Annotated in this window: 18 protein-coding genes; 13 read left to right on the top strand and 5 right to left on the bottom strand. The window is 55.3% G+C overall.

From position 1 onward, the window contains the following. Positions 1-7: 7 nt before the first annotated feature. Positions 8-1,294 (bottom strand): extracellular solute-binding protein, encoded by a 1,287-nt coding sequence (locus ACT4MF_RS05985; RefSeq protein ID WP_444682200.1) that lies wholly within the window; start codon positions 1,292-1,294, stop codon positions 8-10. Between the two features lie 195 nt (positions 1,295-1,489). Here ACT4MF_RS05985 and ACT4MF_RS05980 point away from each other — a divergent pair, with 195 nt between their 5' ends. After that, positions 1,490-2,623, top strand: a complete 1,134-nt coding sequence (locus tag ACT4MF_RS05980; protein ID WP_099254888.1) for an ABC transporter ATP-binding protein — start codon at positions 1,490-1,492, stop codon at positions 2,621-2,623. Positions 2,624-2,680: 57 nt separating this feature from the next. Here ACT4MF_RS05980 and ACT4MF_RS05975 read toward each other — a convergent pair whose 3' ends face one another. Continuing rightward, a complete protein-coding gene (locus ACT4MF_RS05975) occupies positions 2,681-3,712 on the bottom strand; it encodes a glutathione S-transferase family protein (RefSeq protein WP_444682201.1) in 1,032 nt (343 codons plus the stop codon). 344 nt (positions 3,713-4,056) lie between these two features. Between ACT4MF_RS05975 and ACT4MF_RS05970 the strand changes: the two genes are divergently transcribed. Beyond that, positions 4,057-4,857 carry a DUF7388 family protein gene (locus ACT4MF_RS05970; RefSeq protein ID WP_444682202.1) on the top strand — a complete coding sequence of 267 codons (801 nt, stop codon included), beginning with the start codon at positions 4,057-4,059 and terminating at the stop codon, positions 4,855-4,857. A gap of 43 nt (positions 4,858-4,900) precedes the next feature. Further along, positions 4,901-6,172, top strand: a complete 1,272-nt coding sequence (locus ACT4MF_RS05965) for an NAD(P)/FAD-dependent oxidoreductase (RefSeq protein WP_444682203.1) — start codon at positions 4,901-4,903, stop codon at positions 6,170-6,172. 77 nt (positions 6,173-6,249) lie between these two features. On the opposite strand, the gene ACT4MF_RS05960 is transcribed toward ACT4MF_RS05965, so the two are convergent. Further along, entirely contained in the window at positions 6,250-6,708 is a 459-nt protein-coding gene (locus ACT4MF_RS05960) for an Hsp20/alpha crystallin family protein (RefSeq protein ID WP_099254892.1), read from the bottom strand. A gap of 3 nt (positions 6,709-6,711) precedes the next feature. Next, complete coding sequence (locus tag ACT4MF_RS05955) at positions 6,712-6,843, bottom strand: DUF7559 family protein (RefSeq protein WP_444682204.1); 132 nt, start codon at positions 6,841-6,843, stop codon at positions 6,712-6,714. 61 nt (positions 6,844-6,904) lie between these two features. Here ACT4MF_RS05955 and ACT4MF_RS05950 point away from each other — a divergent pair, with 61 nt between their 5' ends. Next, on the top strand, positions 6,905-7,459 hold the full coding sequence (locus tag ACT4MF_RS05950) for a hypothetical protein (protein WP_444682205.1): 555 nt from the start codon (positions 6,905-6,907) through the stop codon (positions 7,457-7,459). Next, positions 7,456-8,613: a tyrosine-type recombinase/integrase gene (locus tag ACT4MF_RS05945; RefSeq protein ID WP_444682206.1), complete on the top strand. Its 1,158-nt coding sequence runs from the start codon at positions 7,456-7,458 to the stop codon at positions 8,611-8,613. The genes ACT4MF_RS05950 and ACT4MF_RS05945 overlap by 4 nt, the downstream gene beginning before the upstream one ends. On the opposite strand, the gene ACT4MF_RS05940 is transcribed toward ACT4MF_RS05945, so the two are convergent. Continuing rightward, the gene (locus ACT4MF_RS05940) at positions 8,614-8,772 is read right to left on the bottom strand and encodes a DUF7559 family protein (RefSeq protein ID WP_444682207.1); all 159 of its coding nucleotides are present in this window, start codon (positions 8,770-8,772) and stop codon (positions 8,614-8,616) included. Between the two features lie 179 nt (positions 8,773-8,951). On the opposite strand from ACT4MF_RS05940, the gene ACT4MF_RS05935 reads away from it, so the two are divergent. The 8 genes from ACT4MF_RS05935 to ACT4MF_RS05900 all read left to right on the top strand — a co-directional run bounded on the left by ACT4MF_RS05935 (position 8,952) and on the right by ACT4MF_RS05900 (position 16,174). Next, entirely contained in the window at positions 8,952-9,668 is a 717-nt protein-coding gene (locus ACT4MF_RS05935) for a hypothetical protein (RefSeq protein WP_444682208.1), read from the top strand. A gap of 44 nt (positions 9,669-9,712) precedes the next feature. Further along, positions 9,713-10,216, top strand: coding sequence for a hypothetical protein (locus ACT4MF_RS05930; RefSeq protein ID WP_444682209.1), 504 nt, complete (start codon positions 9,713-9,715; stop codon positions 10,214-10,216). Further along, the gene (locus ACT4MF_RS05925; protein WP_444682210.1) at positions 10,209-10,499 is read left to right on the top strand and encodes a hypothetical protein; all 291 of its coding nucleotides are present in this window, start codon (positions 10,209-10,211) and stop codon (positions 10,497-10,499) included. Before ACT4MF_RS05930 ends, ACT4MF_RS05925 begins: the two co-directional genes overlap by 8 nt. 2 nt (positions 10,500-10,501) lie before the next feature. Further along, positions 10,502-10,795 carry a hypothetical protein gene (locus ACT4MF_RS05920; RefSeq protein WP_444682211.1) on the top strand — a complete coding sequence of 98 codons (294 nt, stop codon included), beginning with the start codon at positions 10,502-10,504 and terminating at the stop codon, positions 10,793-10,795. Positions 10,796-11,255: 460 nt separating this feature from the next. After that, complete coding sequence (locus ACT4MF_RS05915) at positions 11,256-11,666, top strand: hypothetical protein (protein WP_444682212.1); 411 nt, start codon at positions 11,256-11,258, stop codon at positions 11,664-11,666. Positions 11,667-12,986: 1,320 nt separating this feature from the next. Beyond that, positions 12,987-13,376 (top strand): hypothetical protein, encoded by a 390-nt coding sequence (locus tag ACT4MF_RS05910; RefSeq protein WP_444682213.1) that lies wholly within the window; start codon positions 12,987-12,989, stop codon positions 13,374-13,376. A gap of 917 nt (positions 13,377-14,293) precedes the next feature. Continuing rightward, positions 14,294-15,289, top strand: coding sequence for an HVO_A0114 family putative DNA-binding protein (locus ACT4MF_RS05905; RefSeq protein WP_444682214.1), 996 nt, complete (start codon positions 14,294-14,296; stop codon positions 15,287-15,289). A gap of 744 nt (positions 15,290-16,033) precedes the next feature. After that, positions 16,034-16,174, top strand: coding sequence for a hypothetical protein (locus tag ACT4MF_RS05900; protein ID WP_444682215.1), 141 nt, complete (start codon positions 16,034-16,036; stop codon positions 16,172-16,174). Positions 16,175-16,286 lie beyond the last annotated feature (112 nt).

Raw genomic sequence — 16,286 nt, 5'->3', positions numbered from 1 at the left:
ACGGGGCCTACAGCGCCTCCCGGATCTCGGAGGCGGCCTGGTCGAGTGCGGCGTCGCTGTCCTGCTCGTCGTTGAAGACGCGCTCCAACGCTTCCGTCACGGGCGTCCAGACGCTGTCCATGTCGGGGTGCGTCGGGATGGGGACGCCGTGGTCGACCTGCTGGGCGAACGCCTGGACCTCGTTGGAGAGGTCGTCGTTGCTCACCACGTCGGCGAGCACGGGGATGTACCCCTGCTCTTCGGCGTTGGTCTGGATGACGTCCTCGTTGGTCGTGTACCACTCGGCGAGGCCGGTCGTGGCGTCGACCGTCGACTGCTCCGCGTCGGCCAGCATCGCGCTGAAGTAGAACAGCTGGATCCCGGAGTAGGAGCGCGGGTTGTTCCCGTCGACGGTCGGGAGCGTCGTGACGCCCAGATTGTCGATCTCACCCTGCAGGTTGCCGAGCTCCCACGGACCGTTGATCGCGAACGGCGCGAGGCCGTCCGCGAACGCGACGATCTGCGACTCGTAGCCGGGGTCGGACGGGACGTACTCGGACAGCGTTTCGAGCGCGTCCATGCCTCGCTTACACGCGTCGCTGTCGACGGTCACCTCCAGCTCCTCCTCGTCGAAGATGTTCCCGCCGTACGCCTGGATGAACCCGCTGACGAAGTAGGGGTCCGTCACGGGGTACGAGAGCCCGTACTGTCCGTTCTCCGGGTCGTGGTGCTCGTCCATGATCGAGACCATCTCCTCCATCGTCTCGGGCGGCTCGTCGACCATGTCCTCGTTGTAGAACAGCGCCACGGTTTCCGAGGCGAACGGAAGCCCGTAGAGGGACCCGTCGAACTGGGCCGCCTGACGAGCGGTCTCGGTGTAGCTGTCGAGCGAAACGTCGATGTCGTCGCTCGCGTCGTAGAGGAACGGCGGGTCCTCGCGGACCGCGAACCGGCCGACCCAGTCGTGGGCCCAGATCCACGAGTCGGGACCGTCGCCGGCCGGAATCGCCGTCTCGAGCTGCTGGTCCAGCTCGCCGCCGGGCGCCTCCTTGTTGATCGTGTTCCCCGACTCCGACTCGTACTGGTCGATGTAGCCGGTGATCGCCTCGTCCTCGGCGTCGGAAAGGTCGACCCACAGCCGGGCGGTGCCCCCGCTTCCGCCGTCGGAGCCGTCGCTGCCGTCCGACGCGTCGCTCCCGTCAGACCCGTCGGAGCCGTCCGATCCGTCCCCGCCGGTGCTGATACAGCCCGCGAGCGCCGTGAGCGCCGTCGATCCCCCCACCGCTTTCAGAAGCGTTCTACGTTTCTCGTTCATGTGTTCACAACAAACGATGAATTACATATTCATACATTTAGTACTTTGGGTCGGATTCGCAGAACCCCGATAAACGCGGCTTGACGCCCGAGTACTCCGCGATGCGCCTGATAGAAATATTTGGGATGAGATCGTTCCTCACACATCGAAAAAACAGCAAAGAACTAATATGCCAGTAGGACCGTTCTCAGGGAAATGGCACGAGTCACGCTCGATACGCTCCGGAAGGAGTTCGACCGGGGGACCATCGTCGCCGTCGACGACATCGACCTGGAGATCGGGGACGGCGAGTTCGTGACCGTCGTCGGGCCGTCGGGGTGCGGGAAGACGACCACGCTCCGGATGGTCGCGGGTCTGGAGGAACCCACGTCGGGCGCCGTCAGGTTCGACGACGAGGACGTCACCGACGTCCACGCGAAGGAGCGTCCGGTCGCGATGGTGTTCCAGAACTACGCGCTGTACCCCCACAAGACGGTCATGGGGAACATGGAGTTCGGGCTCAAGATGAGCACCGACATGGCTCCGGACGAACGCCGCGAGCGCGTGACCGAGATGGCCCAGATGATGGGGATCGAGGACCTGCTCGACGACAAGCCGGACGAGCTCTCCGGCGGACAGAAACAGCGCGTCGCCCTCGGCCGCGCCATCGCCCGCGAACCCGAAGTGTTCCTGTTCGACGAACCCCTCTCGAACCTCGACGCCAAGCTCCGCACCGAGATGCGCGCCGAGATCCAGAAGCTCCAGAAGGAGTTCGGCGTCACCGCGATGTACGTCACCCACGACCAGGAGGAGGCGATGACGATGGGCGACCGCCTCGCGATCCTGAACGACGGGAAGCTCCAGCAGGTCGGCAAGCCCACCGAGGTGTACCAGAACCCGGTCAACAAGTTCGTCGCCGGCTTCATCGGTTCGCCCTCGATGAACTTCGTCGACGTGGAGGTCGAGACCGACGGCTCGTCGGCGACGATCCGGAGCGACGACGACGGGCTCGCGTTCGAACTCAGCGACGAGTACGTCGCGGGCCACGAGCTGGAGAACGCCCCGTACACGCTCGGCGTCCGCCCCGAGAACATCCGGATCGTGGAGAACCCGACCGGCGACGAGACCCTGACCACGACGGTCGAGGTCGTCGAGCCGATCGGCTCCGACAACTACGTCCACCTCGCGATCAACGAGGACTTCCTCGCGCGGTCGACCCCGGACATCCTGCCCGAGACCGGCGACGAGGTGGGCGTGGTGTTCGAGGAAGCGAACATCCACCTGTTCGACGCGGAGACCGGCGAGGACGTGTTCCTCACCGAGGAGGAGATCGCGGCTGCGGTGGCCTGACCCGGCCCGCCTTCTCGACGTTCGATTCGCGATCCGCGCCGCCCGCCCCGTTTCGCCTCAGTCCGCCGCGTCCGGCGTCGGCGCCTCGCCCCCGAGCCGGTCGCGGTCGTGCCCCGCTTCCCAGTCGAGGTCCGGCCCGCGAGCGATGATACCCGTCGGAGTTACGTCCGGGTGAGTCGTGTAGTAGTGCTCCTTGATGTGGCTCATCATCACCGTCTCGGCGACCCCCTCGGTCTGGTAGAGGTCGCGCAGATACGGCCAGAGCTGCTCGTACTGGTGGATGAACTTCTTGTTACACATGAAGTGCGTGTGGTACACCTGATCGAACCGGACCAGCGTCGTGAACATGCAGATGTCCGCTTCGGTGAGCGAGTCGCCGACGAGGTAGCGCTGCTCCGCGAGGTGGTCGTTCCAGCGGTCGAGCGCGCCGAACAGGTCGTCGATCGCCTCGTCGTAGGCCGCCTGCGAGGTCGCGAACCCGGCGCGGTAGACGCCGTTGTTGACGGGCTCGTAGATCTCGGTGATCACCTCGTCGACCGCTTCGACGGTCGCCTCGTCGTCGGGGCCGGGCAGAAGCGACGCGTCGTTGCCGAGATCATCGAACGCGGTCGAGAGGGTTCGGAGGATCTCGCGGGACTCGTTGTTGACGATCGTCTCCTCCTCGGTGTCCCACAGCACGGGGACGGTCACCCGGCAGGTGGCGTCCGGGTCGGCCTCGACGTACAGCTCGCGGAGGTAGTCGCTGCCGTGAAGCCTGTCGGGGGTACACCCCCCCTTCTCCGGGGAGAACTGCCAGCCGTCCTCCCCCCGGTACGGGTCGACGACCGAGACCCCGATCGCGTCTTCCAACCCGAGCAGCGACCGCGCGAGCAGCGTCCGGTGCGCCCACGGACAGGCGTACGAGACGTACAGGTGGTACCGGCCCGCCTCGGGCTGGAACCGGTCGTCCGGCCCGGCGTCGATGTGGTCGGGCACGTCGCTGCCGGCGATCCAGTTCCGGAACGCCGTCTCGCCGCGCTGGAACGAGCCCTCCTCGTCGGTCGCCTCGTACGTGTCGGTCCGCCACTCGCCGTCGACGAGCTGATTCATGCTCGCCCGTACGGACGCGAGCCCCATAACGTGGGCGGGGACGCGCGTGTCACCGGTGACCCTGCGTGTAACCGGCCTCCCTCGATCCCGCTTCCTCCCGATACGGCTTTCCTCCCGATACGGCTTTCCTCGTCCCAGCGGCGACGGCGCGGCGACGGAAATATTGCTGCGTCGCGACGGGTTTATGAGACGCACGCGATTACTCGCTGCTAGTCATGGCCGCACAGGCGATGGATCGCGTTCCGCGATCGTGATGAGGTCTTCTCCGTGAGTATCGACACCGCGCCCCGAACCGACGCCCCGCACCCGAGAGCAGCCGCGCCCGCGATCGAGGTGATCGCCCGATGCTGACCGGCCGCGAGGCGGTCGCTCGCACCGGCATCGACGCCGTGGCGCTGAAGCCCGCCGAGTGCGACGTGTCGCGGGCCGCAGCACTCCCCGTCGACCGGGTGACGATCGACTACGAGGGCCGCGAACACCTCCCGGACGCGGGGACGCTGGCCGACGTGGCCGACGAGACGGAGCTGTACGTCACCACGCCGGTCCGGGTTGACGGGTTCGACCCGCTCGGCGACGACTCGCTGGTCGATCGGATCCCGGACGCGGCCCGCCGGGTGCTCGTCGCGGGCCACGGCGCCTACCTCTCGGAGGCGGAGTCGTCGCGCGCGGTCGCACCGCGGCTGGGTGCCGCGCGGCGCGACGCCCCCGACGCGTGGGTCGGCACGGAGGGCGTCGAGCGCGTTGCGCTGGCCGCGGGCGGGACCCAGTTCGAACTGCTCTCCCGGTCGACCGACCGCGACGTGCGCGCGCTCCGGGCCGCCGGGTTCGACGGCGAACTGGCCGTCTACGCGCCGACCGTCCTGACCGACGACGAGGACGCCGTCCTCGACGCCGTGGGCGCGTACGTCTCCCGTCGTCGGCCGGTCGCTCGCGCACTTCCGGACGGAGACGGGGCCGACGACGCGCCTCCCACGGACGCCTCGGCGACCGGTCGCACCCGCGAGGTGCTCTCGGCGGCCGCGCGGGACTTCGCGCTCGTCGGGTCGCCCGACACCGTCCGCGAGCGCGTCGCCGACCTCCGCGAGGCCGGCGTCGACCACGTGGTCGGCTACCCGGCGCGCGGGATCGACGAGTTCCTCTCGTAGCGACCGCCGCCGTTTTTAACACGACGCACCGTGACGCGTCGGCATGACCCGAGACACGCCGTCGGGGAGCGCCCGCCACGGCGAGGGCGAGGGACCGGCGGTCGCGGTCGTCGGCGGCGGCGCCGTCGGCGTCACCGCGGCCGCCGACCTCGCGGCCCGAGGCGCCGACGTGACGCTGTACGACCGCGGCGGCCTCGGCGCCGGCAGCTCCGGGCGCGCCGCGGGCGTGCTGTACGACGCGTACGCCGAGGACGTCGACGCCGCGCTGGCCGCCCGGGCGATGGAGCGGTTCCGGGCGCTCGACCGTTCGCTCCCCGGATTCTCGTTCACGTCGTGCCCCTACGTCATCGCCGTCCGCGAGGGCGACGCGGACGCCGAGGCCGTGCCGGCGATGGTCGACCGGATGCGCGCACACGACTGCGCCGTCTCGCTCGTCGACCCCGCGGCCCTCGCCGACCGGTTTCCCCTCGTCACTGACGACCTCGCCGTCGCCGCGGTGGCCGACGGCGCCGGCTGGTGTGACCCCGCGAGCTACGTCGCCGCGATGGGCGAGCGCGCACGCCGGGCGGGCGTCGCCGTCGAGACCGACACCGCCGTCTCGCTCGCGGGTGACGGTCCCGAGCTGCGGGTCGGCGCCGCGGATCGACCCGCCGACAGCGGAGGGTTCGACGCGGTCGTCGTCGCCGCCGGCGCGCACACCGCCGACCTCCTCGGCGGCGCCGGGATCGAGGTCCCCGTGGTCCCCTACCGCGTGCAGGCGCTGACCGCCGGGCTCGGTGCGGGCGGCGCGGCGAGCTACGACGGGCCGATGGTGTACGACGCGACCGCGGGCGCGTACGTCCGACCGCACCCGACCGGGCTGCTCGCCGGCGACGGCACCGAGCCGGTCCCGGCCGATCCGGACGAGTACGACCGAACGGGCGACGACTGGTTCGTCGAGTCGGTCTCGGCGACGCTCCGCGAGCGGCTCGCCGCGGTCGGCGAGGGCGGGGCAGACGGCGCGGACGGCCTCCGCGTGGAGCGCGCGTGGGCCGGGCTCTGTACGGCCACGCCCGACGGCGACCCGCTGGTCGGGCCGGTCGGCGACCCCGCCGACCGCGTCTTCGTCGCCGCCGGCTGGCAGGGCCACGGGTTCATGCGCGCGCCGGCGACCGGGGAGCTCGTCGCGGAGGGCGTGTTGGCGTCGCTGGAGGGGGTCGACGCGGACTCTCCCGAATCCCCGTGGATCGACGCGTTCGATCCCGACCGGTTCGACGGCGACGAGGCGTTCGACATCGCTGAGGGGATGTCGGTCGAGAGCCGAGCGAGGGAGTGAGCGACTGAGAGCGAGCGGCGGAGAACGAGCGACTGGGACAGGACGGGGGTACGCGAGAGGCTGCCGAGAACTCCGGATCAGGCGTCGGCGGCCGGGTCGGCCTCCGCGTCGGGGTCCGCCTCCTCATCTTCCTCCACCACGGCCACGTCGCGGCCGTCGTCCTTCTTCGGGATCTCCACTTGGAGAGTGCCGTTCCGCGTGAGCGTCGCGTTCGCGCCCTGCGGGGTCACGTTCGCGTCGCGGGGGAGCTCGGCACTTCCGGAGAGCGAGACGCCCCGTCCGGGAAACAGCATCTCGTAGCCGTCGTAGAAGTCGCGGAACCGGTCGAGCTCGACCTCGACGGTGTGATCGAGGAACGTCACCTTCAGGTCCTCACCGCGGACGCCGGGGGCGTCGAAGACGACGAGGTAAGCGTCGTCGCTCTCCAGCAGATCGCACGAGAGCGGCCGCCGCTCCTGCATCTTGCTCCACCCGCGGCCGACGCGTTCGAGGGCGCGGCGGACGACCGACCGGCCCGTCTCGACGAATCCGCTCACGAGCTACACCTCGATCTCGGCGAGGTCGCTCCCGCCGCAGTACGGGCACGAGAGGTCATCGACCGCGTGGTCGTCGGGCACGTCGTAGGTGTAGTGGATCCCACGTGGGTTGTGCGCACGTTGTGTGTATTCCATGTCGTTTGTACGTAACGCGTGCGGTACATTTATACCCCGCGACAGCCAGAGCGAGCACGCGATGGAACGTATCAATTTGAAAATAGATAGTGAGAAAAAAGACGAAATAACGCAGTACGTGGAAGAGAATAATGAGTACTCAAGTATGTCACACTTCATACGAATAGCGGCAAACAAGGAAATGAGTGACGAAGAGGAAGACTCCCCACAAGTCCCCCCGAGAGTCAGTCAAACTTTGAATCAAATTACAGAAGAGCTAGAGGAGATCCGTAGCGGCATCAATGAGGTCACTATCCAACTCGAATCAGAAGATACGGATATACAATCACTGTCACAGGAAGTGTATGAAACGATTCCACGAGCACCAGCGACCAATAGCGCTGAGATCGCCTCTACAGGCAGATCTTACGACGAGCTGGATCATCAACATGCTCATACGGTTCTCCGAAACTCCGATAAACCGAGTACAATAACCGGAATTGCTCAACACTTGAACGCTGATAAGAAGGACATCCAAGACTCAATTCATCACTTGAAATCAAACTTCCTACCGATACTAGAGCTAGTTGATGACGAGGGGAACAAGCATATTCTCAAGCAGGAGGAGCGACGATGATCGAGGAGGCTGAAGAGTTTCTTCGGTCGTACCGCCGTGGCAGAGCAAAGAGCACAGTTCGCAATGCCCGCAGCAACTTACGTCACTTTTCAGACTTCATAGAACGGAGCGGCCTATCTATCAATCAAATATCCAGTGATGTACTAGAAGACTATTTCCATGAGATGGACCGTGAGAACTACAGCAATCATACTATAAGAAACCGTCATCTCACAGTACGACAGTTTCTTGATCACTTGGGAATCAAAGAAGACTCTGACAACCCTGCCAATCAATTCAAGATCAGTAAATACGCCAGTCGAAAAAACAAGCGAGAAGAAGAGGCGTTACAGAAACGTGTCTGGCTAACTAGAGACGAGATTAACCAGCTTGTTGAGAATGCCCCTCAACCCGCAGTCCGTAACCGCTGTCTCATTCTCTTCATGTACTATACCGCCTGCCGACGGAGCGAGGCGGCTCAAGCTAAAGTCCGGAATATGAACTTCGACGAGCGGAAGGCGAAAATCAACAGTCAAAAGACTGGAAAGACTATAACCGTCCGGTGGCAGCCTCATTTAGACCCTCTTCTGAAAGAGTGGGTAAAGCAACACCGAGAGGCGTACACTACTGCTCCGGACAGCCCTCACCTCTTCCTAACTCAACAAGCCGAAAAGATTGCTCCAAACCATATCACCCGTATCATTCGGGAAGCTGCTGAAAGAGCCGGAATTCAGGAAGTACTGTATGAGGACAAATCAGGCAACAAGAGGAGGAAGATCACAAGCCATGCTCTCCGCCATTCCTTCGCTGTTCACTGGTTACAGCCTCCAAACAAGGGCTCATTAGAAGAACTCAAGAAGATTCTTGCCCATGAAGACGTCCAGACTACACAGGTTTATACTGAGATTGTCGAGGATCAAGTCGATAAAGCGTACGCCGACCATGCTGCGACCATAGGATACGACTCGGACCCTAGTCGTAATCCACAGGTATGTGAGCTATGTGGAGAACCTAGTTCCAAGCTGGAAACACATCACATTTCCTATGACCCCGAAGAAGTAATGGATGTTTGCTCTTCGTGTCACCGGAAGATCCATACAACTGATGAGTACAAATCTCTTAAGCCAGATACATCCAGAGCGGAGGCAAGAGAGCGTGACTGGACTCCCTACTGACTAGACTTCGATTTCCTCAAGACACTCAGTACCTCCACAAAGAGGACACGATAGATCATCAACTGAGTGGTCGTCCGAAATATCATATGTATAGTGATTCTCAAACATATCGAGTTCGCAGTCTTGTGAAGTACACTTGACTTCCTTGGTGGCAGGCATGTCCTGATATACAAGACGGCGAGTTATCAACGTTGGCCTATACGAACTAGAAACTCGCTATGTCTCCCAGTTGTTTCTTATAATCTACTTTGAAAAATACATATTTGTGACGTTCACGTCTGGTGTTCCTGAATCGGCTTTTCAACGTCCAAAACAGCCGATTCTCGGAGAGATTCGCTATGACAAAAAACTCAGCAGACGAGAGTATCTCTAGCCGCTCATGTGACCACTGTGGTTCACTGTCGGCTATTGGAGTCGAGCATTACAAACAGTATCGAGTATCAGATGAATTTGAGAGACTTTGTTGGAAGTGCGCTCAGGAACTGAACTCACATACGGCAGAAGAGCTGACCGATGAGGAATTGGTCGCAGCAATTGTTGACGGCTCAATCGGTCATGGCACTCCCGCTCACGCAGTAACGTATGTCCAAGAGTTCAGAGATGGTGGAGTTACGGCGTCGTATGAACAGGATGTAGCGGATTTGGACACTGACCTCGGTGCTCTCATTGAGTCCGCTAGAGCACACTGGCTTCACATCGAAAGTGAGTATCCGCAAAAAGCCGAACAGTTAATTGAGGCAGTCAGGCAGAAGCACGAAGTTGAGGAGCAAGAGGCTTACAAACCAGACATAGATCCCTTCGTCTACGACTCGATTCATGCTCCCGCAGGAATGGCAGCAGTAGTGATCTGCGGTCAATGTCGCGAACCGTGGGAGTACAATAATCTCACTCACGAGATGTCCGAAGACGAAAAGGAAGACATTCTCCGGGGGAACGGCTGTCCGGCCTGTTCCTGGGGAAGTAGTAGCCGAGCAACCGGCGCATATCATCTTGAACGGCTCCAGTCTATCCAGCAGAACACCAGTCTCGACCCCTTCAAGTACGATAATCTATGAGCACTCGCTGTCAACTCCGATTCACAGAGACCGACTCTGACCGAGTGGCTCAGATCTACCGGCACTCAGATGGTTACCCAAGAAGTGTACTGTCATCATTGGAGCATCTTCAAGAGCTCCTACATGACACTGGAACACAACGCGACCTGAGTTACACAGCAGCGCAGTTCTTATTGATCGATAAGCTTCGGCACATAGGCCATACTATTGAATCTGAAAGTGACACCTACAGTGACTGGCCTGATACGGTAGCTGGAATATTAAACCCAGAGTCTTGGAAGAACATAGACGCAACACCGTCTTACCTGCTGGGCCATGGCGTAGAGGACCCTTCCAGAGGTATCCACGGAGATGAGGAGTACATCTATATCGTTCAACTCCCAACACGAGATCCATTTGAGGAACCTGATGACTGGAATATTAAAATTAGCGAGCATCGCGGCTTTCCTCGCTGGGAGGATGATACTGAGCAGGCATTCGAAGTAGCTGAATGGCAGTTCGAGGGAACGCTTGAGCGAGCGATAGAGAGGTTCGGCAGCGATGACTGATGACGAGCCGGAGATTGACATTCCCGATAGCTGGAAAGCCAATATCTACGAGTTTACGGGGAACTTCAAGCTGGTAGCTGAGTTCAAGCATGAAGAAACCGGAGCCTGCGTCCGAGTTACTCCGTACAAGACGTATGGACAACCTGGCTTCTGTAACGCTCACCGTTTAGTCCTTGTCCATCCAGAGGACGGAGTCGAAGAGATAGTAGTCGGAATGGAGGTAGAACACGTCGAAGACGCAGAGGAAACGGCAATCAAGAAGATGAGAGAATATAGCGGCTAACCATGACTAAGATACCTGAAAAGTATGAACTACCCGATGGATGGGAGCCTACGATAGCTGAACTGGTCGATTTCAATACACTCTGCGCTGTCTACGAGTCGGAGAACTCAGAAACGATGATCCGTATAGCTCCGATTCCAACTGATAGATTTCCGGAATTCACTCACTCACACAGAGTACTCGTTGACGACCCTGAAGAAGAAACTGAGTTAGTCGCTGACGGGAGAGAGGTTGACGATGTAATTGATGCTAAATTGGTCGCAGTTGAAGCGATGAAAGAGGTGTCTGAAATGTAGCGGCAGTCTAATGCGGCAAACGGATTAGTGTATAGTCATCATGATTAGAATCTTCTTGAACGCAGCAAAGTGAAGTATCTGTCTGGAAAGCCGTAACTTGAGTAGTGTAAGATTCAGAGAGTGTGCTCAGCAAATTAGCCAAACTATCGCACTCTTTGTAGAGCGGGTATAATTCGGAGGATACAATAAGTACCATTTCACAAGCGACCGAGGTCCGATGTCTGTGTAATTTTGCCACCTTCTCGTCAACTTATATGTTAAAAACATAATATATGTATAATATATGTCCATATTGTCAGCAGTTGGGCAAGTTATCGATTTTTCTTTGAGTAGGTTAGATCTAATAAGCTTCATTTTGGGGGCGACAGCTGCTCTACTAACTAATACATATCTCAATTGGAGCCAACGCCGTATGCGTCGTCAACGGATTCGTAGAGAGTTCTCTCTCGAATTGGAATTAATGAGGCAACCATTACAGGAACTCAAAATAGCTGCTGCTCAAGAAAATACATTTGAGGCAACATCCTACAAAAAGCAACTCATACCAAAGATATACCGAGAAAATATAAGTGGTTTGAAATATCTCCGAGCAAAAGAGATGGGAATGATATATGTGTTTTATCAAGGGTTAGAAGGTCTTCTACATACAATCGACGATAAGAACGGAACAATTGACAACTTCTCATCTGGTAAAAGCAAGAGTACAGTTAGAATAGAAGATCCTTCATTTTTAGATGAAGACGCAGAAATAAAAAATATAGACGATCTAGTGGAGGTTCACCAGAGAGCATTACACCAAATTAATCAATATCCCGATACATTATATGGACAGATTCCAGAGGATCTACCATCAGTATTTTCAATAGACTAATCTAGGATACACATCTGATAATCCTAAAGTCAGACTGAAAGTAACTGCTTAGTCGATTCAGTTAGTTTTTGACTCTACTGCGTTGAGCGATATGGGTCGGTTATCAGCTTGAAATCCTATCTCGCAAAATGGAGGTCAAGTACAGATATTAGTAGAACACACTACTACCCATATTCAACAGAATTGTGTGTTCAGTAGTGCTTAGGGGGGGTGTCACATTCGCGCCCTCTATCTTGTATTAATATCAGACACTAAATATTTGCTTCATTTGCTTTGATGAGCGTCTAAGAATCATGGAGAGGATACAGAAAGGCCCATTCTCACGCAGTACAAGTGCGTTATAACACCCCCAATGTATCAAAACGTCGTGTGAACCGTGTGAGCTCGGTTTAACCTACCGTGGTAGAAAACCACGCAACGTGCCGATATGCGGTTATACGGGTCTGAGGGCGGTATATACCACACAAATTTGTGACCACGATCAGGATCGACGCTGTTCGGTCACTCTATTGATAACTCTATAGTAGTGTAGTAATATATAGCGAGCAGATTCAGTCTAATTGGTATAGTCAAAATGTATCTTGCGTACAGCAGAACTACAAATACTGGGAGACAGTGAAAACTCACCTACGGCCTTGTTTAGACGCGGTACAGATCGTGTTCTACAGTCGTTGTCCAACGAACGAGATTGGGTAGAGAGCTACTCTCGGAGTGATTCGGTTCACCCAAGAGAGCAACTAACCGCAGCCGCCGGGAGCGTCTAAACAAGGCTCTCACCTACTGTTCGTGGTGGTGAGATAGACTGCTAGTGCTGCGATCGCGGCTACGAGGAATACTATCCACTGAACTTGACCACTCGGGGAACCTGGTAGGATACTACTGATCCAGTTCCAGACGGAGAGGATCAGTACAAACACCAGTACCGCTAACCCCGCTGGTACAAGATTTACCATTCACTATCACTCGGTGTGTAACCGATGCTATCTTGATGCAGATCTGTGGAGTGCATCAATAATTCCAATCGGGAGGTAATTACTTAGACCAGTGACGAAAAGGCGAGTTTGAAGAATGAAGAACGGAGTTCACCGAATCAGGAAATGAGTTCCTTGAATGAAGAACTAGTACGATATTATGAAATCCGATAAGGTAGAGCTGTCCGACTGGATCAACTCACGTATTGATACTCCAAGCACCAGTAGGAGTATTACCCAATACCAAGTCGCTAAAGAATTTGTCAAGGAAGATCGCCCCTATTATAATGTCTCTAGAATGCATGCTGCGCTTGGAGGTAATACAAGCACAGACACCGTACAATCTCGAATGGACGAACTTGTCGAAAGAGATGTTCTTAGAAGCGAGAAGGTAAATAACGGTTACATCTATTGGCTCAATAGCAAAGATTCTGATTGGCCTATTCCTCCTGATGTTGAGGTCAAGCCTGAGCGTACAGAACCTACGGTTAGTGAATGGAAGAAGTACGGCTACGTGCAGTTAGCTGCTCTCTCACTACTTATAGTCGTGCTTGGAACGGCAATCACTCTCTTCGGAACCTTCCAAACAGGAGGTTATTACACAACACCCTGGGAAGCGAGCGAGATCATCGCTGTGGGATTGAGTGCAGGGATTCTGAGCTATCTGGGTCTATTTTTCGCCGGATTACTGTGGATATTCGATATTGACGAGCTTCCTAATATAGGGGACTTCTCTTGACGCCATAGAGAAACCCTAGTCGAATAATCAGGCTTAATAACTCAAAATAGGACCGCGATTCATGGAGTCGGAAGCGAGAGAGAAAGCGTTGTATCGATATTTGGAGTCGGCACTGGAAGTTGAGGATCCTGTTGACAAAGACTTCTATATCCGGCAAGTGCTTCAGCACGTTATTGTCGATCAGTAAACCCTTGGATGCTTATGGTGATCTAGTCGATCACGAGATCCTTTGCTGAGGATTAGACGGTAAGTGAAGACTTGTACTGATATTTGCTCGTAATTTATCATAAGTAGCCACATATATCAGAAAGATATAACTTTGGCCTTCTCCTCCTATGATCTGGACAGATTCCCACTCTCGGCTTCCAAATAGAGGTTAAGGAGTTAGTCTCTATAGAACGGTTCACACAAGAGATAACAAACATACTAGAAAAGACAAACATTCGATACTATAAAATGAACATGAGTAATAAGAACAAATTCGTGGCATGGAGAATAGACAGAGAGTTTGAGGACTCTGACTGGAAGATTAACAGTATACTTGTTAATTTGGTTCGTATGATTAGCATCACAAGTAATCCAATAGGGGTTCTGTAGGGCTCGTATCTATGTCACAACTATCTGATGATGAACAAACGCTAGCAGAACCAGCCAAAAAGGTCCTCAAAGACTACTACGAAGACCATGACGTAGACCTCCCATGGGGCAATAAATTTGGGAGTGTCTATACCGAGAGTGGAAATACTGTCTCGCACGATAATAATGTGATCCACGTCTCGACTATGCTGACGCTCGTCAGTCGAGCGCTAAAAGATACTAGAATTCAGCATGGTAATCGACAGGTGCCACCAGTATTACACACGCTAGCGATTCAGAAAAGTGGGACCGGAAAATCACCGGCATTGGACTTCGCTCGAATGGTCGCAGAAGCAGCTGATTATGATGTACGGATGAGTGGTGATCTTACCTCGGGTGGTCTTATCGGCGGAGTACGCGATGGTGAGGTCGTCCCAGGTATTGCCAACAAATACGATGTTATTTGTTTCGATGAAGCAAGCAGTCTGTTTCGTATCGCAAGAGGAGATCATAGTGCTAACTTCGCAGAACATCTTAACAATATTCTCGACGGTCGGAACGTGACGAAGGACTTGGCAACTGGAAACCTTGATTATGAGCCACGTTGTGTTTTGACCGGAATTACCTACCCGCCAGACGACATTGATTATCAGCGCTTTATGACTAACGGGACACTCTCTCGATTCTTCATTTTCTATCGCCCAATTGATTCAGAATTCTTCAAGTCAACCAGTCGTGAAGTTCTACAACGCGCACGTGCTTCCGAGCCGGATGTAGACCAGTCGATAACCGATATCCAAAGACTTGGAACGATAATTCGAGCTATTGCGCTACACTACGATGTTGGATTCCAATTTGATCATCAGTTTGGCAAAGAGGTTGAAGATATGATTATTGACGCAATCCACGGCACCTCAGAAGAGTATACCAAGGAGATTCAAGAATTGGTTGAGCCAGATCTGACCAGAATGGTAGAAAACACATTAAAACTCGGCGCAGTATTCGCTGCGCTTGACTATTGCTCTGAAGTTGTCGACGATTCGCACATGGAATCAGCAGTGAGGTTAATTGAGAGATCATGGAGACAGACCCTCGACTTTTTTGAGGCCCATTACCAAGCTAACGACACTCGCAATGGGTCGTCTCTAAACGAAGCTATGGTTGAGATGCTTAAGACACTACTCCGTAACGATCCAAAGACGCAATCTGAGGTTGCTGATGACATTGATAGGAGTAACCGGACGGTTCGAGAGTACGCTTCGGAGCTGGAATCGCTTGGGTTGATTGAGACAGTTACGAAAGAGAGAGAGAAAGAATATAAAATAAAAATCGACTGACCAAACGGAGATACGGAAACCGGAAATAAATGAATTATTTCGCATATAAACTATTATCGGAAGTCGGAAAACGGAGATGAGAGTACTTCTATCACATATAAATCCGTACAAATTTTCAATCGGGATGAGAAGCGACCGTGATAGCTACATCCATATTTTATATATTTATCTAGAATATTCAAACGAATATAATAGATAGTAATGTTTAGGCCCCACGATTGATTCAATCTTTATCAAAGATCAACTTGAAAATATCTTTCCTGCTTAATTGAGAGTAGTAGCATGCCCACACGTGTGGGCGCGCGTCTCTGATTGATTTAGGAGGAGTTTATATACTACAACTACCACTCAGTCTCCGATCTCCGGATTCCGATGAGGTGTTTATATAGCATAGCAAACGCCGTATCCGATCTCTGATTTCCGAATCCCGGTATCCCAGACTAGAGCTGCTAATGTGTCTTCAGAAGTATCGTATGAGCGTCGAATTCTGATAACTCATCTGAGAAGTAGTCTTTCTATCCAGCACTATGCTAATTTTGCGGGGATATTGAGCGACAAGGTGACTAGATTAGATCTGATTAAGGGATATCTTCACGTAATACTTCTCAGGATTCTCTTACTTAGATATTTGTAGCAATAAACCACTATTTCTGATCAATTTTTTATCTAGTAGAATCATAGTAGCTATTTTCTATAATATTAGAATATTTTTATATTCTAACCACACGTATCATCATGTGTCGTATGGGAACGACATCATACAGACTAGAAATACCAGACGAGAAGTGGAACAGATTCAAGCACACACTGTCAAAGAACCAGACTATCAACGATGTCATCGAGACGTGGATCGACGAGCGAATTGACGAAGAATCTCATGACTGAGCACGGGACAAGCGCTATGTTCTGTATTGGTGGAGCATCCGTTGTAGTTTAACGCCTCACGCCAGCGCCGTCTCCTGATCTGAATACCGTTGGGACTACCTGTCAGAGAAAC

The sequence above is a fragment of the Halorubrum sp. FL23 genome, assembly GCF_052439115.2.
Lineage (GTDB): Archaea > Halobacteriota > Halobacteria > Halobacteriales > Haloferacaceae > Halorubrum > Halorubrum persicum.
The sequence above is the reverse complement of the archived record's forward strand: the minus strand, read 5'-3'. Positions and strand labels throughout refer to the sequence as shown.

Bases quoted from the DNA above. Each gene is read 5' to 3' on its own strand.
- ACT4MF_RS05985 (WP_444682200.1), bottom strand. From the start codon at position 1,294: ATGAACGAGAAACGTAGAACGCTTCTGAAAGCGGTGGGGGGATCGACG.
- ACT4MF_RS05980 (WP_099254888.1), top strand. From the start codon at position 1,490: ATGGCACGAGTCACGCTCGATACGCTCCGGAAGGAGTTCGACCGGGGG.
- ACT4MF_RS05975 (WP_444682201.1), bottom strand. From the start codon at position 3,712: ATGAATCAGCTCGTCGACGGCGAGTGGCGGACCGACACGTACGAGGCG.
- ACT4MF_RS05970 (WP_444682202.1), top strand. From the start codon at position 4,057: ATGCTGACCGGCCGCGAGGCGGTCGCTCGCACCGGCATCGACGCCGTG.
- ACT4MF_RS05965 (WP_444682203.1), top strand. From the start codon at position 4,901: ATGACCCGAGACACGCCGTCGGGGAGCGCCCGCCACGGCGAGGGCGAG.
- ACT4MF_RS05955 (WP_444682204.1), bottom strand. From the start codon at position 6,843: ATGGAATACACACAACGTGCGCACAACCCACGTGGGATCCACTACACC.
- ACT4MF_RS05950 (WP_444682205.1), top strand. From the start codon at position 6,905: ATGGAACGTATCAATTTGAAAATAGATAGTGAGAAAAAAGACGAAATA.
- ACT4MF_RS05945 (WP_444682206.1), top strand. From the start codon at position 7,456: ATGATCGAGGAGGCTGAAGAGTTTCTTCGGTCGTACCGCCGTGGCAGA.
- ACT4MF_RS05940 (WP_444682207.1), bottom strand. From the start codon at position 8,772: ATGCCTGCCACCAAGGAAGTCAAGTGTACTTCACAAGACTGCGAACTC.
- ACT4MF_RS05935 (WP_444682208.1), top strand. From the start codon at position 8,952: ATGACAAAAAACTCAGCAGACGAGAGTATCTCTAGCCGCTCATGTGAC.
- ACT4MF_RS05925 (WP_444682210.1), top strand. From the start codon at position 10,209: ATGACTGATGACGAGCCGGAGATTGACATTCCCGATAGCTGGAAAGCC.
- ACT4MF_RS05920 (WP_444682211.1), top strand. From the start codon at position 10,502: ATGACTAAGATACCTGAAAAGTATGAACTACCCGATGGATGGGAGCCT.
- ACT4MF_RS05915 (WP_444682212.1), top strand. From the start codon at position 11,256: ATGAGGCAACCATTACAGGAACTCAAAATAGCTGCTGCTCAAGAAAAT.
- ACT4MF_RS05910 (WP_444682213.1), top strand. From the start codon at position 12,987: ATGGACGAACTTGTCGAAAGAGATGTTCTTAGAAGCGAGAAGGTAAAT.
- ACT4MF_RS05905 (WP_444682214.1), top strand. From the start codon at position 14,294: ATGGTCGCAGAAGCAGCTGATTATGATGTACGGATGAGTGGTGATCTT.
- ACT4MF_RS05900 (WP_444682215.1), top strand. From the start codon at position 16,034: ATGGGAACGACATCATACAGACTAGAAATACCAGACGAGAAGTGGAAC.